This window comes from Paenibacillus sp. 2TAB26, assembly GCF_052115145.1.
Taxonomy (GTDB): domain Bacteria; phylum Bacillota; class Bacilli; order Paenibacillales; family Paenibacillaceae; genus Pristimantibacillus.
This window is the reverse complement of record NZ_JBFRGC010000027.1, coordinates 1-24,728: the sequence shown is the minus strand read 5'-3', so window position 1 is coordinate 24,728 and position 24,728 is coordinate 1. Positions and strand designations below refer to the sequence as shown.

The 24,728-nt window shown below is 47.8% G+C and carries 23 protein-coding genes and 1 riboswitch; of the genes, 2 read left to right on the top strand and 21 right to left on the bottom strand.

The features are described 5' to 3' along the window. Positions 1-219: 219 nt before the first annotated feature. The 16 genes from AB4Z50_RS27175 to purS all read right to left on the bottom strand — a co-directional run bounded on the left by AB4Z50_RS27175 (position 220) and on the right by purS (position 18,899). Positions 220-1,215 carry an inorganic phosphate transporter gene (locus tag AB4Z50_RS27175; protein WP_076271085.1) on the bottom strand — a complete coding sequence of 332 codons (996 nt, stop codon included), beginning with the start codon at positions 1,213-1,215 and terminating at the stop codon, positions 220-222. A 24-nt stretch (positions 1,216-1,239) separates the two neighbouring features. Then, complete coding sequence (locus AB4Z50_RS27170; protein ID WP_076271086.1) at positions 1,240-1,851, bottom strand: DUF47 domain-containing protein; 612 nt, start codon at positions 1,849-1,851, stop codon at positions 1,240-1,242. Positions 1,852-2,072: 221 nt separating this feature from the next. Further along, positions 2,073-3,146: a DUF3048 domain-containing protein gene (locus AB4Z50_RS27165; RefSeq protein ID WP_441884088.1), complete on the bottom strand. Its 1,074-nt coding sequence runs from the start codon at positions 3,144-3,146 to the stop codon at positions 2,073-2,075. Between the two features lie 252 nt (positions 3,147-3,398). Beyond that, positions 3,399-4,220 carry an alpha/beta hydrolase gene (locus AB4Z50_RS27160; protein WP_441884085.1) on the bottom strand — a complete coding sequence of 274 codons (822 nt, stop codon included), beginning with the start codon at positions 4,218-4,220 and terminating at the stop codon, positions 3,399-3,401. Between the two features lie 350 nt (positions 4,221-4,570). After that, positions 4,571-5,965, bottom strand: a complete 1,395-nt coding sequence (locus AB4Z50_RS27155) for a sensor histidine kinase (RefSeq protein ID WP_076271089.1) — start codon at positions 5,963-5,965, stop codon at positions 4,571-4,573. Next, positions 5,962-6,816: a response regulator transcription factor gene (locus AB4Z50_RS27150; protein ID WP_441884081.1), complete on the bottom strand. Its 855-nt coding sequence runs from the start codon at positions 6,814-6,816 to the stop codon at positions 5,962-5,964. Before AB4Z50_RS27150 ends, AB4Z50_RS27155 begins: the two co-directional genes overlap by 4 nt. 25 nt (positions 6,817-6,841) lie before the next feature. Continuing rightward, a complete protein-coding gene (locus AB4Z50_RS27145) occupies positions 6,842-8,287 on the bottom strand; it encodes a hypothetical protein (protein WP_441884078.1) in 1,446 nt (481 codons plus the stop codon). Between the two features lie 29 nt (positions 8,288-8,316). Next, a complete protein-coding gene (locus AB4Z50_RS27140) occupies positions 8,317-9,246 on the bottom strand; it encodes a polysaccharide deacetylase family protein (protein ID WP_441884075.1) in 930 nt (309 codons plus the stop codon). A gap of 198 nt (positions 9,247-9,444) precedes the next feature. Then, positions 9,445-10,710: a phosphoribosylamine--glycine ligase gene (purD, locus tag AB4Z50_RS27135; protein ID WP_441884072.1), complete on the bottom strand. Its 1,266-nt coding sequence runs from the start codon at positions 10,708-10,710 to the stop codon at positions 9,445-9,447. 192 nt (positions 10,711-10,902) lie between these two features. Further along, a complete protein-coding gene (purH, locus tag AB4Z50_RS27130) occupies positions 10,903-12,450 on the bottom strand; it encodes a bifunctional phosphoribosylaminoimidazolecarboxamide formyltransferase/IMP cyclohydrolase (RefSeq protein ID WP_441884069.1) in 1,548 nt (515 codons plus the stop codon). Between the two features lie 93 nt (positions 12,451-12,543). Then, positions 12,544-13,155 (bottom strand): phosphoribosylglycinamide formyltransferase, encoded by a 612-nt coding sequence (purN, locus tag AB4Z50_RS27125; protein ID WP_441884066.1) that lies wholly within the window; start codon positions 13,153-13,155, stop codon positions 12,544-12,546. After that, a complete protein-coding gene (gene purM / locus AB4Z50_RS27120) occupies positions 13,155-14,198 on the bottom strand; it encodes a phosphoribosylformylglycinamidine cyclo-ligase (RefSeq protein WP_441884063.1) in 1,044 nt (347 codons plus the stop codon). Before purM ends, purN begins: the two co-directional genes overlap by 1 nt. Before the next feature lie 65 nt (positions 14,199-14,263). Beyond that, positions 14,264-15,748 carry an amidophosphoribosyltransferase gene (gene purF / locus AB4Z50_RS27115; RefSeq protein WP_076271096.1) on the bottom strand — a complete coding sequence of 495 codons (1,485 nt, stop codon included), beginning with the start codon at positions 15,746-15,748 and terminating at the stop codon, positions 14,264-14,266. Further along, positions 15,730-17,976, bottom strand: coding sequence for a phosphoribosylformylglycinamidine synthase subunit PurL (gene purL, locus AB4Z50_RS27110; RefSeq protein ID WP_339206949.1), 2,247 nt, complete (start codon positions 17,974-17,976; stop codon positions 15,730-15,732). The genes purF and purL overlap by 19 nt, the downstream gene beginning before the upstream one ends. Further along, positions 17,954-18,649 carry a phosphoribosylformylglycinamidine synthase subunit PurQ gene (purQ, locus tag AB4Z50_RS27105; RefSeq protein ID WP_076271098.1) on the bottom strand — a complete coding sequence of 232 codons (696 nt, stop codon included), beginning with the start codon at positions 18,647-18,649 and terminating at the stop codon, positions 17,954-17,956. The genes purL and purQ overlap by 23 nt, the downstream gene beginning before the upstream one ends. A 4-nt stretch (positions 18,650-18,653) precedes the next feature. Then, positions 18,654-18,899 carry a phosphoribosylformylglycinamidine synthase subunit PurS gene (gene purS, locus AB4Z50_RS27100; protein ID WP_175598164.1) on the bottom strand — a complete coding sequence of 82 codons (246 nt, stop codon included), beginning with the start codon at positions 18,897-18,899 and terminating at the stop codon, positions 18,654-18,656. Between the two features lie 228 nt (positions 18,900-19,127). Here purS and AB4Z50_RS27095 point away from each other — a divergent pair, with 228 nt between their 5' ends. Next, the gene (locus AB4Z50_RS27095) at positions 19,128-19,277 is read left to right on the top strand and encodes a hypothetical protein (protein WP_441884058.1); all 150 of its coding nucleotides are present in this window, start codon (positions 19,128-19,130) and stop codon (positions 19,275-19,277) included. Between the two features lie 375 nt (positions 19,278-19,652). Here the strand turns inward: AB4Z50_RS27095 and AB4Z50_RS27090 are convergent, their stop codons facing one another. Genes AB4Z50_RS27090 through AB4Z50_RS27070 form a run of 5 tightly spaced genes read right to left on the bottom strand, consistent with a single transcriptional unit; the run spans position 19,653 to position 23,842 of the window. Next, a complete protein-coding gene (locus AB4Z50_RS27090) occupies positions 19,653-20,549 on the bottom strand; it encodes a phosphoribosylaminoimidazolesuccinocarboxamide synthase (RefSeq protein ID WP_076271099.1) in 897 nt (298 codons plus the stop codon). A 15-nt stretch (positions 20,550-20,564) separates the two neighbouring features. Then, positions 20,565-21,860: an adenylosuccinate lyase gene (purB, locus tag AB4Z50_RS27085; RefSeq protein ID WP_076271100.1), complete on the bottom strand. Its 1,296-nt coding sequence runs from the start codon at positions 21,858-21,860 to the stop codon at positions 20,565-20,567. 7 nt (positions 21,861-21,867) lie between these two features. Further along, positions 21,868-23,043: a 5-(carboxyamino)imidazole ribonucleotide synthase gene (gene purK / locus AB4Z50_RS27080; protein WP_441884054.1), complete on the bottom strand. Its 1,176-nt coding sequence runs from the start codon at positions 23,041-23,043 to the stop codon at positions 21,868-21,870. Beyond that, the gene (purE, locus tag AB4Z50_RS27075; protein WP_339206946.1) at positions 23,040-23,525 is read right to left on the bottom strand and encodes a 5-(carboxyamino)imidazole ribonucleotide mutase; all 486 of its coding nucleotides are present in this window, start codon (positions 23,523-23,525) and stop codon (positions 23,040-23,042) included. The genes purK and purE overlap by 4 nt, the downstream gene beginning before the upstream one ends. 47 nt (positions 23,526-23,572) lie before the next feature. Continuing rightward, a complete protein-coding gene (locus AB4Z50_RS27070) occupies positions 23,573-23,842 on the bottom strand; it encodes a hypothetical protein (protein WP_441884051.1) in 270 nt (89 codons plus the stop codon). 3 nt (positions 23,843-23,845) lie between these two features. Beyond that, a riboswitch (purine riboswitch) is annotated at positions 23,846-23,945 on the bottom strand. Between the two features lie 446 nt (positions 23,946-24,391). Between AB4Z50_RS27070 and AB4Z50_RS27065 the strand changes: the two genes are divergently transcribed. Then, positions 24,392-24,728, top strand: a 337-nt coding sequence (locus AB4Z50_RS27065; RefSeq protein WP_441884048.1) for a LysM peptidoglycan-binding domain-containing protein, incomplete at its 3' end; no start/stop codon positions are given.

Below are 24,728 nucleotides of genomic sequence, written 5' to 3'. Positions count from 1 at the left end.
ACACAGCTGTTATTAATTATGTGCATAGATGCAATTTTCGCGATTTTTCGACAAACGTTGTCCACAGAGGATAAACGTTAGAAGAGAACACAAAAAATAGTGAGGAACATCTCATTCCCCATGAGCCTAGGCTCATGGCGAGTGAGGTTTTCCTCACTATCTCATTTAAAGAGTCAGATCACTATATTACCGAAGAGTAATCGTTTTTTCAAGCTTTTCTTATAGAAAGAAGAAATGAATGATCCAATAGAAAAACATCGCCATGATGATTGTAATGGGAATTGTAATAACCCACGCAACGATGATACGACCTGCAACTCCCCATTTAACAGCGGAGAAACGTTTCGCGCTGCCGACACCAAGGATTGAAGACGTAATAACATGTGTTGTACTTACTGGAAGATGAAGCATCGTAGCCGTCAAAATAACAGCTGCTGAACCAATATCAGCTGCAAAGCCGTTGATTGGCTCGATTTTGAAAATTTTTGTCCCCATCGTTTTGATGATTTTCCAGCCGCCGACTGAGGTACCGAGCGCCATTGCTGTCGCCGCGGAAATTTTAACCCATAGTGGAACGTCCATCGTGGTTTGAATACCGGAAGCAACTAGAGCAAATACGATAATACCCATTGCTTTTTGAGCGTCATTCGTACCATGAGAGAACGATTGGAAAGCAGCTGTCAGAATTTGACCGAAGCGAAATCCTTTATTCACCTGATGCGGGCTTGATTTGGCAAAGATTTTCTTGAGAATCCACATAATGATAAAACCTGCGGAGAAAGCAATGAGCGGTGAAAAAATCAACGCTTGTACAATCTTGATCAATCCGCCACTGTTAATTGCGCTCATGCCTGCTCCGCCGATTACTGCGCCTGCGAGGGAGCCAATCAAAGCATGTGAGGATGAGGAAGGAATACCGAACCACCAAGTAATCAGGTTCCATGCGATTGCTGACAATAGAGCCGCAATAACTATGGGAACGCCGTGCTCCAGCTCTGCTGGATTGGCTACACCTTTACCAATTGTGGCCGCAACGCCTGTAAACGTAATCGCACCGACAAAGTTCATTACGGCGGCCATTACGATTGCAACTCTAGGTTTTAACGCCCGAGTCGACACGGCAGTTGCAATCGCATTTGCCGTATCATGAAATCCATTTATAAAATCAAACGAAAGCGCTAGAAATACGACAATCCATAGAACCATTAAATCCATTGTAAAAGACTCCCACTCTCTAGATTAGCTATTACGCATAATGATCGATTCCAGCGTATTGGCAACGTCCTCGCAGTAGTCGGTCGTTTGCTCTAGCATCTCATAAATCTCTTTACGCTTCATCAGCTCAATTGGATCTGTGACATTTGCGAACAAGCTCTTGATGCAAACCCGAAGCAGGTCGTCAGCTTGGTTCTCCAGCTCGTTAAGTGCAATATTGGGCTCGCGTATAGCAAGCAGCTTCCGTTCTGTAAGCAAATAAATTGCTTTCTTAATTTGATGCGACGAACGAACGAGAATATCGCCAAACAACGTTATGTACTCGTCCTTCTCAAGAATGTTGTACATTTCAAAACGAGATGCGCAAGCTTCGATGCCATCAAGCACATCATCAAGCGAAGTCGTCAGGGCCATAATATCTTCACGTTCAATCGGAGTGATGAACGTTTTGTTCAGCTCCTTCAAAATCGTGTGTACATGCTTGTCGCATCTACTTTCGTATTCCTTCATGGTCTTGGCGAAAGCTGATACATCCGATAGGTCTGACAATCCTTTGGCAAAGTACTCCACAGCCTCGACAATTGCGTCAGCCATTTCTTCGAACGTCTTAAAGAAAATATCCTTTTTCTTGAACATCGTAATCCCCTTTACACGACTTGATGTTTAGGCGCACTGCTATGAGCCCACAATATCTTAACATAGTTTACATGTGAATTGTTAAGAGAATGTAAAGGTTTTATGAAAAATTTTAGATTTTCATAAAAAATATAAAAAAGACGCAATCCTGTAACAAGATTGCATCCTTTTGATCCTTGGAAGCTCATCCGTCAACGTCTGTTAACAGTGTCTCCAACTTGCTACGATTGTACCCATGTTACATGCCCTTCAAAAGTCGGTTTGTTTGGCACGATGTGAAAGAAAGTTTTTCCAGGGACAAACGGTAGCTCTGCTCCATTCTTTACAATTCGAATCATTCCATCTGGAGCTCTTACCCATTCTGCTTCAATGGCTTTGCCTTTCTGGAACAGAATCGCCGAGCCCCCTTTTGTCAGATCCACGGCCAATCGTCCCTCTTTATCAAGCGTCTTGTGATCCGCTCCAAGAACAACCAAATTTGTACCGGAAAGCTGTTCATTATTGTTCATATCGATATGCGGTTTGTCGCCAATTGACCGTTTGTATAAGCCTGATACAGAATCGTACTTGTATCCAACGTTATAATTTTTGAGCATAAAATTTATTGTAATGTCCGCTGCCGGGACACCAACCTCTGTGGAATCCGCTTCCGCGAACGTATAAGGCGGAACCTGCTTGTCCATGCTATATTTCTTCTTCTCTGCGCCCGTACGCAACTTCTCTAGATTTGAATACAAATTATGCGGAGCCTTGCGTTCCTTGCTTCTCCAGAAGTAGCTGCCTGCATTCGAGATTTCATCCAAATAAGGTTTGCCCTGCCTCTGCAGCACTGCATAACCATCATTGCTCGCCCCTGCATGGGCAAGCACAGCGCCATAACTGTCTCCAATATCAATAAGATAAGGTCTAATGCTGCGTATAGGTCCAATCGTATCGGTTATTGCGCTCGTACTCTGAAATACAGCTATTAAACGAGTAATGCCGCCTTCCGCAAGCACTTCCCAGATTACGTCAGCGTTTGTTAAACCAGACTGTGGACGAGCTGCTGCGAAATTATTAATCATAACAACAATCGGTCTTGAGGTTGCCGCATTTTCCAATTTAAGTCCGCTTAGCGGAGCATCATAAGGGAGCGGCGTCGGTGCTGTTACTGGCTCATCCGTACTATTAGGATTAATAATATCATATGTCTCTGTCGGTGTATCGTTGCTRCCTTTCCCTCCACTGCAAGCTGTAATAAGGAGTATAAGCGATAATAATAGCAAAACTGCCGATTTTCGAATTCTTTTATTCATGCGTTAACCTGCCTTTTCCCGCTAAAACATAGCTTGTATTCGTTTTCACATTACTTCCATTTAAACACAATTGAGGGCGTATGTCTCGACAAATAAGTTGCTTTCCAGGTTAAAAAATCCAAATTTTTCATATCATATCCCAACTTCCTGACAGAAAGCTGGGTCTTAGCACCACATGGACGTGATAAAAAAAATAGAAGGGACAAGCTCTTAGCTAACAAGAACTTGCCCCTTCTATTTGTTCATATCGCTTTAAATACTCCAGTGATGCCATTCTTCTTGCTGTTTATCAAGTCCGTTTAGCCAATCTGAGGTTACGCGAATCGCTTCCTCCTGATGATTGCGAGTGGAGTAGGTGTGATTCGCTTGAAAAATAATTTCCTTATCGCAAAGGCCCTCATTGCGGGTCCAGAACACCTTCTGGTACAAGAAGCTGTAATCGACAGGTATAAGCTCATCGCTAGTACCGTGAACCAGCAGCACCTCGCCGCCAAATTTAGTAGCTGCTTGGAAAGGCTGATGTTGAAGCAGCGAATCAAAAAATACAGGCTGCAGCGTATACCCTTGATAATCGGAGCTTCCTCCAGTTACAGCATCGTCATAGCTGCTCCGTCCCACGATCTGTACAATATCATTGAACGGATAAGCAACAGGCGACCAAAGCACAAGACGTTTAGCGCGCTTATCTTTAACTGCTGTCATAATCGCTACCGCTCCGCCTAGACTGTGGCCAAGCAATACAATTCTGAGCGGATCAACACATTCCATGCTTGATAAATAATTAATCGCGCTTCTAGTCTGATCAACCATTGAATCGAAGCCGAGAGCTCCGTAGTCACCGCTGCTCTCGCCGCAGCCGCCATAATCGAAACGAAGGACATAAGAGCCTTGCGCCGCAAGCGCTCTAGCCGTTTTTACAAACAAACGGTCAACGCCTATGCGAGAGCCTATGAATCCATGGCATATAATGATGGCTTGTTTTTTTTCTGAATCGTTTTTATTTCCATCCGTAGGGTAATGCAGCGTTGCCGCAAGCTCAAGCTCGTTATGTCGCAGCGTCAAGTGCTTTTCCATCCGATAACCTCCTGAAAGCCTATATATAATAATTCCTACCCGTATACTATGAATTAACATTAAAACCATAATATCATCACTGCTCTGTACCTGTCAATCTCACAAAGAAAATAAAACCAGCAAACTTTATACTGCTCCTAATCGGGACATACTACCCATATGTTTGGCAGATTCACATTTTAGGAGGTGCAACGCTATGCCTTTATGGATTGCCTTTATAAAGGATCACTGGCTGTCCTTGCTGCTTATTATAGGAATCGCAGTTGCGATATCGTTTGTATATGCGAACCGCAAGCTGCTGTTCTATAAAGAATGACGATAAGAGCACCGCGAGCAGCTGAGGGAATGGATTATTCCTCATGCATGATCGGCACTCGAATCGTCACAATGGTTCCGGCTCCACGTTCGCTGTCAATGGTTAACTGACCGCCGTGGAGCTCAATGATCTCCTTGCATATAGCTAGTCCGAGTCCTGATCCGCCATGACCGGTACTCGCTTTATAAAACTTTTCAGTGACATGTGGCAAGTCCTCTGCTTCAATCCCACAGCCTGTATCCGCTATCGTGAGCATCGCGCTATCTTGTTCGATGGTCGTTGCTACACGAATGGTGCCGCCAGCAGGTGTAAACTTGAGCGCATTGTCAATTAGATTAATGATCACCTGCTTGAGCCGATTCGCATCCCCTCGAACAACGATGGGGCTTTTGCCGTAGTTAGCCAATATCCGTACCCGTGTATGCTCCTCGCGAACCCCTAGCTGGTTAACCGTTTCTTTAACCGGACCATTGAAATCAAGCACTTCACTATGCAGCTCCATCGTCCTAGCCGACAGCTTCGAGAAATCGAGCAAATCTTCGACCAGCCCCGATAAGCGCTCCGTTTCCTTGCTAATAATGGATAAGCCCAGCTTTACCTCTTCATCATCCTCGGTAGGCTCGCTTTCCTTTAAGGTTTCACTCCAGCCCTTAATCGATGTAAGCGGGGTGCGAAGCTCATGGGATATCGAAGAAATAAAGTCATCCTTCAGCTTCTCACGTTTGCTAAGCTCTAATACCATTGCATTAAACGTTTCTGCGAGTTGACCAATTTCATCATCATTTCGCTGAATAGCCCGATGCGTCCAATCTCCCTCGGCCATATAGCGCGCCGCTCGTGTAAGCTCTCGAATCGGCTTGACGATTCGCTGGGCGAGAAATAAGCTTAAGCCAAGAAACAAAAGGACAACTCCGATACCAACCGCTGTTGCCATCCGGATAAGCAAGCTCACCATCGCATCTACTTGATTCAAGGAAGCTGAATAACGAAGCATGGATACGACCCGTGTTTCATTCCAAAGCGGTATCGTGACCGACATGACCCGCTCTCCATAATAAGGATCAACTCCCCGCCAGCTTCCCGTTGTCCCTGCAATCGCGGACTTTACGTCAGCAGTCGTATAACGAATATCTGGTGCAAAACCGTCGGAATCGATCCTAATTTGACCCGTGCTATCAAGAAGCTGCAGCCTAGTGCCGCTCTCAACCATGTATTGCAAAATATAATCGCCCTGATCCTTCACTGTAAGCGAGGAAAGCGAACGGCTGTGCAGTGTTAACGCCGACTCCGCACGTTGTTTAACGGAGCTCTGCGCGCTTCCGTAATAGTAGTTCCACATTAATGCTGCGAACACGCCACCAAGTACGCTGACGACAAGCACGATGAGCAGCAAATAGCTCCACACCATTCTCGTTTGTACGCTTTTCATTCGTCGCCGCCCCGCTTCCACCGATAACCATAACCCCAAACCGTTTCAATAAAGGCTGGATCGGATGGGTTTTTCTCGATTTTCTGGCGAATTCTTCGAATATTCACGTCCACTACCTTAAGATCTCCAACATAATATCTGCCCCATACCTCTGTCAAAATATGATCTCGGCTGACGCTCTCGCCGACTCGTTCCATCAATAGTCGTACAAGCGTCCATTCCGTAGGCGTCAAAATAATTTCCTTGCCCTGCTTCCACAGCTTCCGCTCTGCTACAGAGAGCCGGAACGGCTGTACATGCAGCTCCTGATGATGAAAGCCCCCGCTTCCATAATTCATCGTAGGCTGCTGTTCTTCTATCGGACGCTGTACATTAAATGCAGATGTCGGTGCCGCTATAGGCGCTGCTTCGCCACGGTACACTTCCTCACTTGCCGCAATCGATTCAGATGCAGCACCAACCTCTTGCTCCTGATCATCCAGCTGAGGCTTCATTCTCCGATAGAGCGACTTAATCCGCGCAATAAGCTCGCCTGGACTGAACGGCTTTTGCACATAATCATCTGCACCTAGCTCCAGCCCATGAATTTTATCCTCTTCCTGCGACTTCGCCGTTAGCATAATAATACCCATGCGCGGATAGCGGGCACGCAGCTGCTCGCACACTTCAAACCCGCTGATCGTCGGCAGCATAACGTCGAGCAGCGCAATATCGATAGGCCCTTCTGTATCTGCAAGCGCTAACGCTGATTCGCCAGTTTCCGCCTCTATCACTTCCATATCGTTGCGCTTTAGATTAATGCGGACAAAGCCGCGGATGGACTCCTCGTCCTCCAACAATAATATACGCATAGCTTAAAGCACCCGCTTTTCTCTCTTAATCGTTACGGATAGTAAGCGAAGATGCAAACTCTGCTTCTACCCCTGCCATCTCGCTAAAAGCTTGCCGATCTGCTTCAGGCCACTCGGCTGGAGCTTCCACTACGAATGAAACCGCAAAAACATTACCGCTGTCCGTCATAAGCTGCCGATATCGTTTAGATTGCTGCTTCCAAGTTGATTCAACGCTATCCCACTGCTTCTGCGGTACTGCATATAAGGTCGCCAGTTTGGCTGTCTTATTCAATTTTTCATTCCAGTAATCGATAGACACAAGGGCATGCGGCTCGTTCAAGCTGTGCATCGTATAACGGCCTAACCATTGTTCAGGTATACGAAGCTGTATACCATAACTATAATCAGAAAATTCCTCTGTTATTTTCACAAAATCAGATTTACCGTCCCATTGCATCCATTCATCCAACCATTTGGAATCGGAATAAGGAACCTCTGAATAACCCGGAGCCTCTTTCGTCCATGGCAGTTCAAAAATGCCATCGCCATTTATATCCTTGCTCATCGTTGGCGTTCCGCTAATTCCTTCCTGCCCTATAGAACGATTCGGATAAACGAGCCTGAGCTTGTTTCGCTCCCAAACGTACATAGTGGTATAAGTACTATGCGCGCCGGTCGACGCTTCCAAAATAATACCTCTACGAGTAGGTGAAATCCGTCCAATGAGCAAACGATCATAACTATTCACTTCTTTATACAGGTTCTCTGTATGTATTTCCCGCATGCTCCCGTTGATCCAATTGTAAATGGTTAAATGGAATTCAGGCAGCGCCATTTCTTGATTCGTACCGATCTCCGATATAATCGCAAGCTCAATTCGTCCATCTTCATTAATGTCGCCCGTATCTCCATAAGAATAAGGCAAGGTCTCCATAGGCTTCAATGTCAATTTGCCGACGTCGTTGCGTACTGGCTTCGATTTAAACGAATAAATCTCGAGCACATTCGGACTATCAAAAGCTCCGATCCACCCGATCATGATTTCCATTTGACCATCGTTATCGAGATCCTCTATTTTCAGCCAATCGATTAATCTGGCCAGCGGCTGCTGAATAAGCACCCACGGCTTCCATACTGAATTCGTATATTTGAACACCATTAACTCAGGTGAACTGTATTCATTGTAATAAGAAACGATAGCCTCTTCCGTTCCGTCTCCGTCCACATCAATGAGGCGTATGGCTTCCATATGATCCTCTCTAAGAGGAAGTGTCAGCTTGCTGTAATCCGGTAAATTTTTTTCAATTGCCTGCACGATAGCCTGTTTCTCGGGTGAAATAGCAGGCTTCTGCAGAAGATCTGCAGGCGCGGCTGTATAACGACAGCCAGCTGCGAGCAATAGGAGTGGAATCAAGCCACCGAGCATTAAGCTCCATCTCATGATTGGTCCACGCCTATTTCTCACATTACTATCACTTGCGTTATCCAACGTTGCAGCCTCCTCGTGCATGTTCCCAGTTAAGCCAATTGATCGGCAGTCACTAACGTATAACCCATATTTTCCAAAAGATCAATGATAGCAGGTAAAGCGTGTACCGTATTTTTAACATGTTTGCTTCCAAAAGAATGCATTAATATCATACCATTTGGTTTAGCTTCTTTCTTAATCATTTTAATCATATCGGAAGACGAGGTGCCCGCCCAGTCGCGCGTGTCGATATTCCAGCCAATTAGTTCACGATGATTTTCTTTCACTAATGCTTTAACTGTATCCGATACCGCCCCATAAGGTGCGCGGACCATTGCTGGTGTTATGCCGATCGCTTCTTTAATTGCGTTGTCTGCTTCTTTAAATTGTTCAATAATTCCCTGCTCGTCTAGCTTAGATAAATCCTTATGATTATTTGTATGATTGCCAATTGCATGCCCTTCGTCTACAATACGCTGCAGCACTTCTGGATTTTTCGTAACTTGTTGCCCGACTACAAAGAAAGTGGCCTTAACTCCTTTTTCCTTCAGGATATCCAAAATATCGGTTGTATAACGCTTGTCTGGACCATCGTCGAACGTGAGCGCGATAAGTTTTTTACCTTTGTCAGGCTTTGATGCTGCTATAACTTGATCCGGCTTGTCCAGCTTTTCCGTTACAGGAACTTCAGGTTTTCCCTTGTCTGGTTCGACTGGCTTATTATCCACATCGCCATGAATGATATCACCGTCTTTGCCTCCGTTGTTACCGATAATAACGACATCTCCGTCACCAGTGGTTCCGCTTCCCGTTTCTGGCCCTTTCTCGTTGTTCCCATTATCTACAATGGAATTTTTCTCACCTGTCAAAAGCGTTGATAAGCTTAATCCGCCTTTTGCCCCACAAGCACTGAGGCTCATGATTACTACAATCGATAGAACTCCTAAAAACAAAAAACGACGCTGTCTTACTTTTTTCATTACACTCACCTTCTATTCCTCGCTGATAGATTCATTGTAACGCTGCGGCATATTGATAGAGTTACAAATTAGTAACACCTTTCGAGTGATTTTGACACACTTGGCACAAAAATAGGCGAAAATAAAAAAAAGCCAACCAGAGATTTCTGGTTGACCAAAATAAAGGAAAGACCATATTTTTATTTCGTACTAAGCAACTTAGATTAGTGCTTTAGCTGCGATGTCCGTTCGGTTTTGCTTGCCTTCAAAATCGATCACGCTAACCGCTTCATACGCGCGTGCACGAGCCTCTGCAATGTCGCGGCCGCGGCCAACGATACCTAGAACGCGTCCGCCGTTTGTAACGAATTGCCCATCCTTTTCAGCAGTTCCAGCATGGAACACGAGAGCTCCCTGCGCTTCTGCTTCTGCAAGACCGGTGATTACGCGACCTTTTGGATAAGAAGCTGGATACCCTTCCGATGCGACAACAACACAAACGGCTGCTTCCTCGCTCCACTGAATATCAAGCTGATCCAAATTGCCATTCAGCGATGCAAGCACGATGTCGATCAGATCCGTTTGCAAACGAGGCAGTACAACCTGCGTTTCTGGATCTCCCATGCGAGCATTAAATTCGATCGTTTTTGGACCGTCCTTCGTAATCATAAGACCAGCGAACAAAACGCCGCGGAATGGACGGCCTTCGCTGACCATCGCTTTTGCCGTTGGAATGATGATGTTCTGAATCGATTCGTCAATAATGGCTTGATCGATATGAGGCAGCGGTGTATAGGTACCCATGCCGCCTGTATTTGGACCTTTGTCTCCATCAAAGATGGGCTTATGATCCTGTGCTGGAACCATAGCGCGAACCGTCTCACCGTCAACGAAAGCGAGAATGGACATCTCTTGCCCTACTAAGCATTCCTCGATAACGATTTGGCTTCCTGCTTGGCCGAATACTTTATCAACCATCATGTCGCGCAGCGCTTGCTCCGCTTCCTCTAGCGTAGCTGCAACCGTAACGCCTTTGCCAGCTGCGAGCCCGTCAGCTTTAATAACGATAGGAGCGGATTGCTCGCGAAGGTAAGCGGATGCTGATTCATAATCGGTGAATGTTTCATATTTCGCCGTAGGAATATCGTATTTTTTCAATAGATTTTTCATGAAAATTTTGCTGCCTTCGATTTCAGCCGCATTTTTGCGAGGACCGTATGCCACGATTCCTGCTGCTTCGAATGCGTCTACGATACCATCTGCAAGCGGATCATCTGGACCTACAAAAACAAGATCAATTGCAGCATCCTTTGCAAACTGAATAAGCTCATCAAATTGATTGACCGCGATCGGTACAATTTCAGCTAGCTGAGCAATACCTGCGTTGCCCGGTGCGCAAAAAATTTCTACTACCTTCTCGCTTTTCTTAAGCGCCCATACGATTGCATGCTCTCGTCCGCCGCCGCCAACTACCAAAATACGCATAACCGATAACCTCCCAAATGACTAAATACAAGTAAAAACGCCTTCGGCGACCTTTGTACGCTGAAGCAGCTTTGACGAATAAAAACAAGCCCTTTATAAGCTAACAAACTTATTTTAAAAAATGCAGCCGCCGCCCGCGCCAGCTGTCTGTCGTTAACGTGCGGCTGCCTATTTGAATAGCTGCGCCAGGTTCTAGTGTTTAAAGTGACGTACGCTTGTGAACACCATCGCGATGTTGTTCGCATTAGCCGCAGCAATCGACTCTTCGTCTTTGATTGAGCCGCCTGGTTGAATGATCGCTGTGATGCCAGCTTTAGCAGCAAGCTCTACCGTATCGCCCATTGGGAAAAATGCGTCCGATGCAAGTGATGCTCCTTTTGCCGCTTCGCCAGCTTGTTCAATTGCAATGCGTGCTGCGCCGACGCGGTTCATTTGACCAGCGCCAACGCCAATCGTCATATCGTCCTTCGCAAGCAAAATCGCATTCGATTTTACATGTTTAACAACTTTCCAGCCGAATAGCAGCTGTTTCAGCTCTTCCGCAGTCGGTTTGCGATCTGTAACAAACTGCAAATCTGCTTCTGTAACCGAATGAACGTCGCTCTCTTGTACGAGCATACCGCCGTCAACTGAAGTAACAAGCCATTCCGGCTTGCGCTCACCAGCTGCCGAAAGCTCTCCCAGCTTCATCAAACGGATATTTTTCTTCTTCGTCAAAATCTCAAGCGCTTCAGGCGTAAAGTCAGGCGCGATGATGATTTCGAGGAAAATACCGCCAAGCAGCTCAGCTGTGTCTGCACCGATCGTACGGTTAGCAGCTACGATACCGCCGAAGATCGACGTTGGGTCTGCTGCATACGCTTTTTGATAAGCTTCATGGATTGTAGCGCCGATTCCTACGCCGCAAGGATTCATATGTTTGACTGCAACGACCGCTGGCTCGTCGAATTCTTTTAGAATTGCGAGTGAAGCGTTGGCATCGCTAATATTGTTATAGGAAAGCTCTTTGCCGTGCAGCTGCTCAGCAGTCGTTACGTTGCCTGCTGCTGCAAGCGGCTTGCTGTAGAATGCAGCTTTCTGGTGCGGGTTCTCGCCGTAACGCAGATCCTGTACCTTCTCATAAGTAACGGTGTACGTTTCAGGCAATGATTCGCCCACTTGCTTGGTCAAGTAATCAGAGATAAGGGAATCATAAGCCGCAGTATGACGGAACACTTTGGCAGTCAGGCGTTTGCGCGTCTCAAGCGTCGTATCGCCTTGTGCTTTCAATTCCTCAATCACCGTACCGTAGTCGGCTGTATCTACTACAACCGTTACGAATGCGTGGTTTTTGGCAGCTGAACGAAGCATCGTCGGGCCGCCGATATCGATATTTTCGATTGCATCCTCATAGGAAACATCAGGTTTCGCAATCGTTTCTTTGAACGGATACAAGTTAACGACAACGAGGTCGATGTAATCCAGACCAAGCTCCTTCATCGTGTTCTGATGCTCTTCATTGTCACGCACCGCGAGCAAGCCGCTATGTACGGCCGGGTGAAGCGTTTTGACACGACCATCCAAAACCTCCGGGAAGCCCGTTACATCGGAAATACCGATAACCGGAATGCCTTCCTTTTGCAGCAGGCTGAATGTACCGCCCGTCGAAATAATTTGCACACCTTGGCTAGCCAGTTCTCTAGAAAACTCCACGATTCCTGACTTATCCGAAACACTAATTAACGCTCTGCGAATTGCCATGCAAATCCCTCCTCATCTATTTGACCAAACAATTTCTCTTCTCCAAATATTGCATCCACACTTGCCGATATTAGATCTTATTTCAATAAACGATTAGCCGTTTACTGTCACATAACGACCATTCAGTGTGACGCGACCCTTCGCGATATGCTGAATAACTGAGGGCAGCAGCGCTTGCTCGGCTGCGTGAATACGCTCCGCGAGTGATTCTTCCGTATCTCCGTCCAGCACTTCGACTGCCTGCTGCGCGATAATTGGTCCGCTGTCCATGCCGCCGTCCACGTAGTGAACGGTGACGCCAGTCAGCTTAACGCCATACGAAAGTGCCTGCCCGATGCCGTTCACGCCGGGAAATGCCGGCAGCAGCGCCGGATGAATATTAATCATCCGACCATAAAACGGCTCAACCAGCAAAGGCGTAATAATGCGCATGTAGCCTGCAAGCACGATCAGCTCCACGCCGCGCCGCGCTAGCTCAGCGATAATTTCCGTCTCATAAGCTTCGCGAGACGGGTATTCCTTCGGCGTGAACAGGAACGTGTCCACACCTGCCTTCCGTGCGCGCTCCACAACGGGAGCGGCAGGCTTGTCACAAACAAGAAGCTCGATGGTTACATCGAGCTTCCCTTCCTGCACCGCATCTACAATCGCTTGGAAATTCGTACCTTGTCCCGAAGCGAAAACAGCGATGCGAAGTGCTCCCATTATACTTCCGCTCCCGTAAACGTTACGATGCGGCTTCCTTCCGTAACCGTTCCGATACGGTAAGCCTGCTCACCAAGCTCAGAAGCGATGCGAAGTGCTTCATTTGCTTGATCAGCTGGAACAACAACAACTAGACCAATACCCATATTGAAAGTCGTGAACATATCACGATTCGTAATAGCGCCTTTATTTTGCATCAAATCGAAGATTGGCAAAATCGGCCATGAGCCGTATTCCACATCAACGTTCACACCGTCAGGAAGTACCCGCGGAATGTTCTCGATAAAGCCGCCGCCAGTAATATGCGCCATGCCCTTCACTTCCACTTGCTCAACCAGCTTAAGCGCCGATTTCACGTAGATGCGTGTTGGCTCAATCAGCACATCGCCTAGCTTCGCGCCGCCAAGCTCTTCAAGCTCTTGATCAAGCGAATAACCTGCGTCTTCAAGCAGCAAGCGGCGAACGAGCGAGAAGCCGTTGCTGTGAATACCGCTGGAAGCAAAACCGATAACCGCATCGCCAGCAGCGATAGTTGATCCGTCGATCATTTTTTTCTTATCCACAATACCTACTGTAAAACCAGCGATATCGTATTCTCCGCCTTGATACATGCCCGGCATTTCAGCTGTTTCGCCGCCGATGAGTGAACAGCCAGCTTGTACGCAGCCTTCTGCAATACCTTTAACGATCGCTTCGATTTTCTCAGGAACGACCTTGTCGCATGCCAAGTAATCAAGGAAGAACAACGGCTCTGCGCCTTGTACGATAATATCGTTCACGCACATGGCTACGGCATCAATGCCGATCGTGTCATGCTTGTCCATGGCAAAAGCAAGCTTCAGCTTCGTTCCGACGCCATCTGTTCCAGACACGAGTACAGGCTCATCGTACTTGTCCTTGTTTAGGCTGAACAGTCCGCCAAAGCCGCCAAGCTCTGCCAGCACCTCTGGACGGTAAGTCCGTTTTACGTGCTTCTTCATCCGTTCAACCGCTTCGTTGCCTGCCGCGATATCGACGCCGGCTTTTTTGTACGCTTCTGACACTCTCGGTCAACTCCTTAACTAATTTAGGAGCAGCAATCGCTCCATGAGGTTAATCATTTATGTTATTAACAGCTGCAGCTTTTGTCTGATTCTTCGTTAACTGGTGTTGGGTAGTCATTATCGAAGCAAGCTAGGCACATGCCGCGATTATAAGCCCCATCATTGCCGCCAACAGACTCAACAAAACCTTCATTGCTTATAAAAGATAATGAATCAGCATTAATTTGCTTGCGGATTTCCTCTACTGTCCTTGAAGAAGCAATGAGCTCTTTGCGGTCAGGAGTATCAATTCCGTAGTAGCATGGGTTTTTGAAAGGCGGCGATGTGATGCGCACATGCACCTCAGTCGCTCCTGCTTCACGAAGCAGGTTTACGATCCGCAGCGATGTTGTGCCCCGAACGATTGAATCATCAATCATAACGACACGTTTGCCTTCCACTACTTTACGAACGGCAGACAGCTTCATTTTTACACCCTTCTCGCGAAGCTCTTGAGAAGGCTGGATGAATGTCCGGCCGGTATATTTGTTTTTGATAAGGCCAAGCTCGTATGGAATACCGGTTTGCTCCGCATATCCAATTGCTGCTGAAATACTCGAATCCGGCACACCCGTTACGATATCCGCATCAACAAAAGATTCGGAAGCAAGCTGGCGACCCATCCGTTTGCGGGCCATATGAATATTAATGCCGTTGATATCACTATCAGGACGGGCAAAATAAATATACTCCATCGCACAAGTTGCGCGGCGGTCAACCTCCGCGTAACGTTCCTCGCGCATGCCGTCTGCATCAAGAATGAGCAATTCACCAGGCTGTACATCACGCTCATACACGGCACCAATTGTCTCGAATGCACACGACTCCGACGAGAATACATAACCTTCGCCAATACGGCCCATAACAAGCGGACGAAGAGCATGCGGATCAGCTGCAACGAGCAGCTTGTCGTTCGTCATAATCAAGAAAGCAAATCCGCCAACGATGCGCTGCAGTGCTTCCTTCGCAGCCGTCTCGAAATCCTTCGATGAACGTGCAATAAGATGCGCGATAACTTCCGTGTCGCTGGACGTTTGGAAGATCGAGCCGGACATCTCAAGCTCACGACGAATTTCCGGCGCATTCACGATATTGCCGTTTGTAGCAACCGCAAGGTCACCGTCGCGATAGCGGAAAATAAGCGGCTGTGCGTTCGCAAGCTTACTTTCTCCCGCTGTCGAATAACGTACATGGCCGATAGAGCGGTCCCCGGCAAGCATATCAAGATTTTCCTTGTTGAATACTTCTTTTACGAGACCCATACCGCGGTGATAAGCGAACTTATTGCCATTTTTCGTATCAACCGTACAGATTCCCGCACTTTCCTCACCGCGATGCTGAAGCGCATGAAGACCATAATAGGACAGGTTGGACGCTTCGGGGAGATTAAAAACCCCGAAAACGCCACATTCCTCACGCAATTTATCAAACATATCGTCACGGCCAATACCTTCGTTATAGTGGTCGCCCGTCCATAACAAAGGTTCCTGTCTTATTTGTTCATCAGACATGGAATCGCATCCTTCCAGACCTTCTCCAGTTGTGTTACCGGCGCCTGAATGCCGGATTTTCCGTTTACGCTTATGGTCAGGCTGCTGCCTTTAACGTTACCAACTTGTGCATGAACAACGCCTTGCTCTGTAAGCCATGCTTGCAATGCCGCTGCTTGATCCGGCTTAGCCGACAGCAAGATACGGGATTGCGATTCGCTGAACAATAGGTGATCAGCACGTAGATCAGATGACAATGCCACTTCTGCGCCTAGACGGCCGCTAATGCATGATTCTGCAACAGCTACCGCAATACCGCCTTCGGACAAGTCATGAGCCGATGCTACGAGACCTTTTTGAATCGCGCCAAGGACAGCATCCAGAACCTTCTTCTCTGTAGCAAGATCGATTTCTGGAGGACGGCCAGCAGCAGCGCCTTGCGTAACGTACTGGAATTCGCTTCCGCCCATTTCCGCTTTTGTTTCGCCTACGAGAATAATAACGTCGCCCTCTGCTTTGAAGCCTTGCGTTGTGATGTGATCGATGTCGTGTACAAGACCGACCATACCGATTACTGGTGTCGGGTAAATAGCACCCTTCGCGTTCTCATTGTACAAGCTTACGTTACCGCCGATAACTGGTGTGTTAAGCACGACGCAAGCCTCGGACATCCCGTCTGCCGATTTCTCAAGCTGCCAGAATACTTCTGGCTTCTCAGGGTTACCGAAGTTAAGGTTGTCAGTTACAGCAAGCGGCTCAGCGCCTGAGCACACGATATTACGTGCAGCTTCTGCCACCGCAATACGTCCGCCTACTTCTGGATCTAGATATACGTAACGTCCGTTGCAATCCGTTGTCATCGCAAGCGCTTTGCGCGTACCGCGAATCGTTACGACTGCCGCATCGGAGCCTGGCTGAACAGCTGTCGATGTACGAACCATGTAGTCATATTGATTGTAAACCCACTCTTTGCTAGCAACTGTCGGGGAAGCAAGAACCTTCTCCAGCGCGCCAGTCAAATCCGTTACTTCATCATATGCCGATGTATCTACTGCGGCATTCTCGCTGTAATATGCAGGCTCTTTCGATGGTTTGTCGTATACAGGGCACTCGTCAACGAGCGCTTTAACCGGCATATCGGCAACCTCTTGGCCTTGGTGGAACAAACGAAGACGACCGTCATCCGTTACTTTACCTACTTTGGCGCAAATAATGCCCCAACGATCAAAAATTTCCTTCGCTTGCGCTTCATGCTGCGGCTCTACGACGAAGAGCATACGCTCTTGCGACTCGGAAAGCATCATTTCATAAGGCGTCATGCCTGTCTCACGCTGCGGTACCTCATCAAGGTAAAGCTCAAGGCCGTTGCCAGCTTTCGAAGCCATCTCAGCACTGGAGCAAGTAAGACCCGCTGCGCCCATGTCTTGAATACCAAGAACGATACCGGAGTTGATCAGCTCAAGCGTTGCTTCCATAACCAGCTTCTCCATGAATGGATCGCCGACTTGAACAGCTGTACGCTTTTCTTCTGATTCCTCGGAAAGCTCAACCGATGCAAAAGTAGCACCGTGAATACCGTCGCGGCCAGTAGCAGGACCAACGTAGAATACCGGGTTGCCTACCCCTTTTGCGACACCGCGCTGAATTTTATCATGATCGATTAGGCCAACGCACATCGCGTTAACGAGCGGATTGCCCTCGTAGCTCTCATCGAACATAACCTCGCCCGCAACTGTCGGAATACCGATACAGTTGCCGTAGCCAGCAATTCCGCTAACGACGTGCTCAAACAAATATTTAACGCGCTCATTTTCAAGACGGCCAAAACGCAAGCTGTTCAGCAATGCGATTGGGCGTGCACCCATGGAGAAAATGTCGCGGATAATGCCGCCTACGCCAGTTGCAGCGCCTTGGTAAGGCTCAACCGCTGATGGATGGTTATGCGATTCGATTTTGAATACAACCGCTTGGTTGTCGCCGATATCGACGATACCCGCGCCTTCGCCCGGTCCCATGAGAACGCGAGGTCCTGTGATCGGGAATTTTTTCAAAATAGGCTTGGAGTTTTTGTAAGAGCAATGCTCTGACCACATAACGCTGAATACGCCGATCTCCGTGTAGTTTGGCTTACGGCCAAGAAAGCCGCAAATGAGCTCAAATTCATAATCGGATACACCAAACTGGCTGTAAATTTTTTGCTCGGCAATTTGCTCCGCTGTCGGTTCCTTAGCTGTTAACTGCTGCGCCATGTTGTTCCCTCCATGCATTCAAAATCGATGTAAACATCCGTTTGCCGTCTTCCGAGCCAAGCAATTGATCAACTGCACGCTCTGGATGCGGCATCATGCCTACTACGTTACCTGCTTTGTTGCTAATGCCCGCAATGTTCTCTACAGAACCGTTCGGATTCGTGTCGCCCGCATAGCGGAAAATAATTTGATCGTTCGCTTTAAGCTCAGCAAGCGTTGCGTCGTCGCAATAGTAGTTGCCTTCGCCGTGTGCGATTGGAATATTTATAATTTCACCTTGCGAATATTGGTTGGTAAATGCTGTGTTGTTGTTTACCACTTCAAGCGGCGCTTGATGGCAGCGGAACTTCAGTCCGTTGTTGCGAATCAAGGCGCCTGGCAGAAGGCCAGCCTCCGTCAAGATTTGGAATCCGTTGCAAATGCCTAGAATATATTTGCCTGCTTCGGCTGCTTTTTGAACTTCCGCCATAACAGCAGCGAATTGCGCAATTGCGCCGCAGCGCAGGTAATCGCCGTAAGAGAAGCCTCCAGGTACTAGAATCGCATCATAAGAAGACAAGTCTGTAGCTGTGTGCCATACGTAGTCAACCGACTGGCCGATCGTGTCTTCGACTGCTTTGTAGCAATCGATGTCACAGTTGGAGCCTGGAAATACAAGTACTGCAAACTTCATCGCCCTATCCCTCCAGCTCAAAACGGAAATCTTCTACAACCGTGTTTGCAAACAGCTTCTCGCACATAGCTTTAATGCGTACTTCCGCTTCTGCGCGGTCAGTCGTATCAAGCTCAAGCTCCAAATATTTGCCGATGCGTACTTTTTCGACTTCAGAGAAACCAAGTGTGTGAAGCGCTCCTTGTACAGCGGTTCCTTGTGGATCCAAAACGTTTTGCTTGATAGTGACGTAGACGGTTGCCTTCATAATAGCCTCCTGAAAATGTGGGTTTTTTCTCGCAGCAGATTTTCGTCAAAATGTGATTGCCGCTCGGGCGTGGGAGTTATTGCTTACGCCGCTTTCGAAGCCGGGAAATTCTGATTACACGCTTTGCGGTAATTTCCCGGCTTCAAGAAGCGATCGCTGTCGCTCTCCAGCAACAACTTCCCACTCTCCGAGCTCACACACTTTGAGATAAAACCTTTGCGAGGGTGGTCGGTGAAGCGTTTGTTTGGCGGCCGCACTATCGCTGGCCACCATGATTATTGTGATTGGCCTGTGCTTGCACTGCCAGTCAATATTTTTGCTGCAGCCCTGCACTTTCGTGCTCAGGCTGTTGTTAATGGGGTGCAGCAGCGCTCTCGCTGACTGCCTGCCTTAGCGGCATGCGCTTCAGCACCCCTATGTCAGCGTCATCGCTCTCGCTCGACGTTGTTAAAGTCATTCCATCCGGCCTTCATCGCCGGATTTTCATATAACGGGAGTTCCTACCGTTAAATCAATCATAAATGCAAGTTTGCTGCGAATAGCGGGAATTTCGGGCGTTATTTGCATCAATTTCGGCGTCCTAGCTCGATTTCACAGCATTTAACGCCCGTTTTTCCCTTTAATTCAATTATGAATGCTAATTTGCTGCGAATAGCGGGAATTTTGGGCGTTAATTGCATCAATTTCGGCGTCCTAGCTCGATTTCGCAGCATTTAACGCCCGTTTTCCCGTTCTTCACTAAGCTAACAAAGCTTCCTACAGCTCTACGCCAGTAAGACGGCGGTAGATATCGCGGTAGCGGGACGTTGTTTCAGCTACTACGGAATCCGGCAGCGGTGCTGGCTTGCTGTCGCGATCCCAATCTGAGCCTAGCAAGTACGTGCGAACCGGCTCTTTGTCCATGCTGTCGATCTCGATATCCAGCGCATAATTGCCTTCCGCCCAGAAGCGGGAGGAGTCAGGCGTGAAGATTTCGTCGATCAAGATCACTTTGCCGTCGATGAGTCCAAACTCGAATTTGCAATCGGCAAGGATGATGCCATGCTCTGCGCAATAGCCATGAGCGTATTCGTACAGCTTGATGCTGCGGTCACGAAGCTCCTCGGCAAGCTCAGCACCGACCATTTCAGCCATTTTCTCAAATGGGATGTCCTCATCGTGACCAACGTCGTTTTTCGCTGCCGGCGTAAAAATTGGAGCAGGAAAACGTTCGTTTTTGCGGAGGCCCGCTGGAAGCTCTATACCGTTAATCGCTGACGTTTGCTGATACTGTCTCCAGCCGCCGCCAGTGATATAGCCGCGAACCACACATTCGATATCGATGCGCTCCGCTTTGCGGGTAACCATAATCCGGTTTTTGAGCAGCTCCGGCTCGGTTACGAGACCGCCAAGCTTCTCCACATCGGTATGAACGACGTGGTTCACTTGAATGTCAGCGGTTTGCTCGAACCAGTAAGCGGACAAACGGTTCAGCACATTGCCCTTGTCCGGCACTGCCGGGTCAAGCACGTAGTCGAATGCGGAAATGCGGTCGGTTACGACGATGAGGAAATGCTCGCCCAGATCGTACAGCTCACGAACCTTTCCTTTGTAAATCAGCGGAGCTTTAATATAATCGACAGCTGTCGATAGAGCTTGCGATGGTGCAGTCATCAGGCCAGCCTCCCCTTAAATCAATCCAAGACGTGTGAAAATCGTATCAACATGCTTTAGATGCCAAGCTGGATCGAAGCAATCATCGATTTCTTCTGTCGTCAGCACGCTTGTAATTTCCTCTGTCTCACCAATGAGTTCGCGGAATTGACGTTTTGTTTCCCATGCCTGCATTGCACGCGGTTGAACCGTGTCATAAGCTTTCTCACGACTGAAGCCTTTGTCGATCAGCTTCGTCAATACGCGGCCAGAGAATGGCACGCCATATGTCGCTTGCATGTTGCGCTTCATGTTTTCCGGGAACACGGTCAGGTTGTTGATGATGTTGCCCAAACGGTTCAGCATGTAGTTAAGCAGCATCGTTGCATCCGGCAAAATAATACGTTCAACAGACGAGTGGCTAATATCGCGTTCATGCCAAAGGGCAATGTTCTCGTAAGCTGTAACCATATGTCCGCGAATAACGCGGGACAAACCGGAAATGTTCTCGCAGCCGATTGGATTGCGTTTGTGCGGCATTGCGGATGAACCTTTTTGACCTTTTGCGAACGCTTCTTCTACTTCACGGAACTCACTCTTCTGCAAAGCGCGAATTTCAGTTGCAAACTTATCAAGCGAAGAGGCTACGAGTGCAAGAGTCGCCATATATTCAGCGTGACGATCACGCTGCAGCGTTTGTGTTGAGATTGGAGCTGCGGTAATGCCAAGCTTCTTGCATACAAATTCTTCAACAAAAGGATCGATATCTGCGAATGTACCTACCGCACCGGACATTTTACCGAACTGCACGTTGTTCGCAGCATGGTGGAAACGCTCCAGGTTACGCTTCATTTCCTCATACCAAAGCGCCATTTTCAGACCAAAGGTTGTTGGTTGCGCGTGTACGCCATGCGTACGGCCCATCATCGGCGTATCCTTGTATTGCAATGCTTTGTTCTTAAGAATTTCGATAAAACGTTCGATATCTTTCACAAGAATCGCGTTAGCTTGAAGAAGCAAATAACCGATAGCTGTATCTACAACGTCCGTAGAAGTAAGGCCGTAATGCACCCATTTGCCTTCAGGGCCTGCTTTCTCAGATACGGCGCGTGTAAACGCGATAACGTCATGACGAGTGTCCTGCTCAATTTCATAAATCCGATCGATATCGAAATCAGCTGATGCGCGAAGCGCGACAACGTCTTCCTTCGGAATAACGCCTAGCTCAGACCAAGCCTCGCATGCGCAAAGCTCAACTTCCAGCCATGCTCTGAATTTATTTTCCTCTGTCCAAATAGCTCTCATTTCCGGTCTGCTGTAACGATCTAACATGATTGCTTCACACCTTCCAAATAGTTGTTTCTTCGATCCAGCTAAGCGCAGCATCCGTCGTTTCTGCCAAAACATTGACATGGCCCATCTTCCGCTTCACAACAGCTTCCTTTTTCCCGTACAAATGCAATTTCGGAGCGACATTCAAGCGCTTAGCCGCTTCATCCGCGCGAGCTGTGAGCTCTAGAAGCGGTGCGACATGCTCACCCAGCACGTTCACCATAACAACAGGACTCATAAGCGTCGTATCTCCGAGCGGCAGATTGCATACCGCGCGTACATGCTGCTCGAACTGTGACGTTCGGCAGGCTTCCATCGTGTAGTGACCGCTGTTATGCGGGCGTGGTGCAAGCTCATTTACGAACAGCTCACCATCCGCTGTAACGAACAGCTCTACTGCAATTAGACCAACTACGCCTAATCCCTCAGCGATACGCTCTGCAAGCCGTTCTGCTTGCTGCTGCAAATCCTCCGTAATTCTTGCTGGCACGATAGACAAATGCAATATATTATCGACGTGTATGTTTTCCGCGACAGGGAAAACCTTGATCTCACCCTGCGGACTTCTCGCCGCTATAACTGATATTTCCTTATCAAAACGAATGAACTGCTCAAGCACCAGTTGGACGCGCGCTCGTGCTAAGGTCTCATACGCTTCTTCTATTTCGCTTTCGCTGCGAATGACCCATTGGCCTTTGCCATCGTAACCGCCCATAGCTGTTTTCAATACGCAAGGTGTTCCAAAGGCGGTAACAGCCTCGCGCAGCTCGTCTGCGCTGCGAATCTCGCGGTAAGGGGCAACACGTACGCCAGCTGCTTCAATCGCCCGCTTCTCGCGAAGCCGATGCTGCGTTGTATACAGCAGCTCACTTCCCTGCGGCACATAAGACTCTGCCATCAGCATCGCCGCTACATCTGCATCCACATTCTCGAATTCGTATGTGATGACGTCCGATCGTTTTGCAAGCTCCCTCGCTGCATCGTGATTGTCGTAAGCTGCGACGATTTGCTCTGCTACTTGTCCAGTCGGAGCATCCGGCGTTGGATCAAGAGCAATGAAGCGATACCCCATCGCGCTGCCTGCATTCGCCATCATTCGTCCAAGCTGCCCGCCGCCTAATATGCCGATCGTACTGCCCGGCAACAGCGTCTTAATCGTTTGCTTGTCCGTTTTTTGACTCATAACGTCTCACTGCTTTCCAGCACTTCCTGCTTTACACGCTCGCGACGAGCGATTACACGCGCTTGCACCTCGGGATCAAACGCTCCCAGCATTTGTGCCGCGAGCAGTCCAGCATTCGTTCCGCCTGCGTTGCCAATGGCTACCGTAGCTACTGGAATGCCGCCAGGCATTTGAACGATAGAGAGCAAGGAATCAAGTCCGCTCAAATTCGAGGACTTCACGGGAACGCCAATAACCGGCAAAATCGTCTTAGCAGCGACCATGCCGGGCAAATGTGCAGCTCCGCCGGCTCCGGCAATAATTACCTTAAGCCCTCGTTCTACTGCAGTTTCTGCATACTCGAACATTAAATCCGGTGTCCGATGCGCAGAAACGACTTTTTTCTCATAAGGAATTTGCAATTCCTCTAGTACGTCGCAGGCTAATTTCATTGTGTCCCAATCCGATTTGCTGCCCATGATGACGCCAACCTTCGCAGACATGCGTTCAAACCCACTTTCATCTATAAGATAATTAATGATCAAGCATCCTATAAAACAACACATCCAAAATAGAAAAGGCCCTTCAGCAGCCATAAGAATGGGGATGCCGCAGGACCGGAGCGGAAGCACAGACCGGTATTCATGCGAATCCATGGCCAATCAAGCTTCACTTCAATGAGGACGAGACAAATCGTGCTGCAGAGCCGAAAAGACAACAGAAGGCTGCCCCGTAAAGGAGGCAACCAGTGTCCAACTAACAAGGCACTTTGCAGACTTGCATTTGCTTTATGGCGATCCGAAACCTTACGATTCGACATCGCTTATCGTCTCATTTTGCTCGTAGTCCGAAAATTAAGGTTCTCGGGTAGAAACATTCAGGCCTGATCCCGAATATATACGAGTAAACTTTAAATGAAATAGTAGGAAGACAAACAAACAGCAATACGTTCCAGCGGACAATTCCGCCTCAAACCTATTCTAGTTTATCTAATCCCCAAACCACTGTCAATGAAATACGAACATTAAAAGAGAATGTTTTATAAAGGTTCGTTTTTTTGAACAAAATAATCGGAAATCCCGTATGAAATAACCATATTTAGGTGTATCGCACCTGATCATTCCCTAAACTTACCTTCTTTACTATTCTGTACAACCCCCATTCGTATTGGCTGTCGTGCTTTTTCTTTGGCCTCTTCCTTATCATTCCCATTTCTCCGTCTGCCTTAAGCGAGCGGATTGACATTTCCCATTCGAATGCGAGAGCCATTTAATGAATACATTATAAAAGAGTCTTTTCTTAGCATTCAGGCAGGCACCGCAGCCGAGACCGCAATAGCTAATCATTTTAAAAAGGAGGCTCGAATAGGGTGCATATTCATGTCGTGCAAAAAGGAGATTCCATCTATAAGCTTTCTCAAATATACGATTTGTCGATAAACGACATCACAGATGCAAACGGCCTTAGCGATCCAAACGTACTCGTTATTGGTCAGGCGCTTATTATTCCAACTGATGCAAGCACTCATAAAGTACATTACGGTGAATCGCTCTGGCTAATCGCCCAGCGATATGGCGTTACACTGCAGGAGCTCGCGAAAATAAACAAAATCTCTAATCCCGCCCTTATTTACCCGGGGCAAACACTTGTTATTCCTCAAACCGTGCGGCCAACAATTGAAGTAAACGCCTATACACCCTATACAC

Bases quoted from the DNA above. Each gene is read 5' to 3' on its own strand.
- AB4Z50_RS27175 (WP_076271085.1), bottom strand. From the start codon at position 1,215: ATGGATTTAATGGTTCTATGGATTGTCGTATTTCTAGCGCTTTCGTTT.
- AB4Z50_RS27170 (WP_076271086.1), bottom strand. From the start codon at position 1,851: ATGTTCAAGAAAAAGGATATTTTCTTTAAGACGTTCGAAGAAATGGCT.
- AB4Z50_RS27160 (WP_441884085.1), bottom strand. From the start codon at position 4,220: ATGGAAAAGCACTTGACGCTGCGACATAACGAGCTTGAGCTTGCGGCA.
- AB4Z50_RS27155 (WP_076271089.1), bottom strand. From the start codon at position 5,965: ATGAAAAGCGTACAAACGAGAATGGTGTGGAGCTATTTGCTGCTCATC.
- AB4Z50_RS27150 (WP_441884081.1), bottom strand. From the start codon at position 6,816: ATGCGTATATTATTGTTGGAGGACGAGGAGTCCATCCGCGGCTTTGTC.
- AB4Z50_RS27140 (WP_441884075.1), bottom strand. From the start codon at position 9,246: ATGAAAAAAGTAAGACAGCGTCGTTTTTTGTTTTTAGGAGTTCTATCG.
- purD (WP_441884072.1), bottom strand. From the start codon at position 10,710: ATGCGTATTTTGGTAGTTGGCGGCGGCGGACGAGAGCATGCAATCGTA.
- purH (WP_441884069.1), bottom strand. From the start codon at position 12,450: ATGGCAATTCGCAGAGCGTTAATTAGTGTTTCGGATAAGTCAGGAATC.
- purN (WP_441884066.1), bottom strand. From the start codon at position 13,155: ATGGGAGCACTTCGCATCGCTGTTTTCGCTTCGGGACAAGGTACGAAT.
- purF (WP_076271096.1), bottom strand. From the start codon at position 15,748: ATGTCTGATGAACAAATAAGACAGGAACCTTTGTTATGGACGGGCGAC.
- purL (WP_339206949.1), bottom strand. From the start codon at position 17,976: ATGGCGCAGCAGTTAACAGCTAAGGAACCGACAGCGGAGCAAATTGCC.
- purQ (WP_076271098.1), bottom strand. From the start codon at position 18,649: ATGAAGTTTGCAGTACTTGTATTTCCAGGCTCCAACTGTGACATCGAT.
- AB4Z50_RS27090 (WP_076271099.1), bottom strand. From the start codon at position 20,549: ATGACTGCACCATCGCAAGCTCTATCGACAGCTGTCGATTATATTAAA.
- purB (WP_076271100.1), bottom strand. From the start codon at position 21,860: ATGTTAGATCGTTACAGCAGACCGGAAATGAGAGCTATTTGGACAGAG.
- purK (WP_441884054.1), bottom strand. From the start codon at position 23,043: ATGAGTCAAAAAACGGACAAGCAAACGATTAAGACGCTGTTGCCGGGC.
- purE (WP_339206946.1), bottom strand. From the start codon at position 23,525: ATGTCTGCGAAGGTTGGCGTCATCATGGGCAGCAAATCGGATTGGGAC.
- AB4Z50_RS27070 (WP_441884051.1), bottom strand. From the start codon at position 23,842: ATGTCGAATCGTAAGGTTTCGGATCGCCATAAAGCAAATGCAAGTCTG.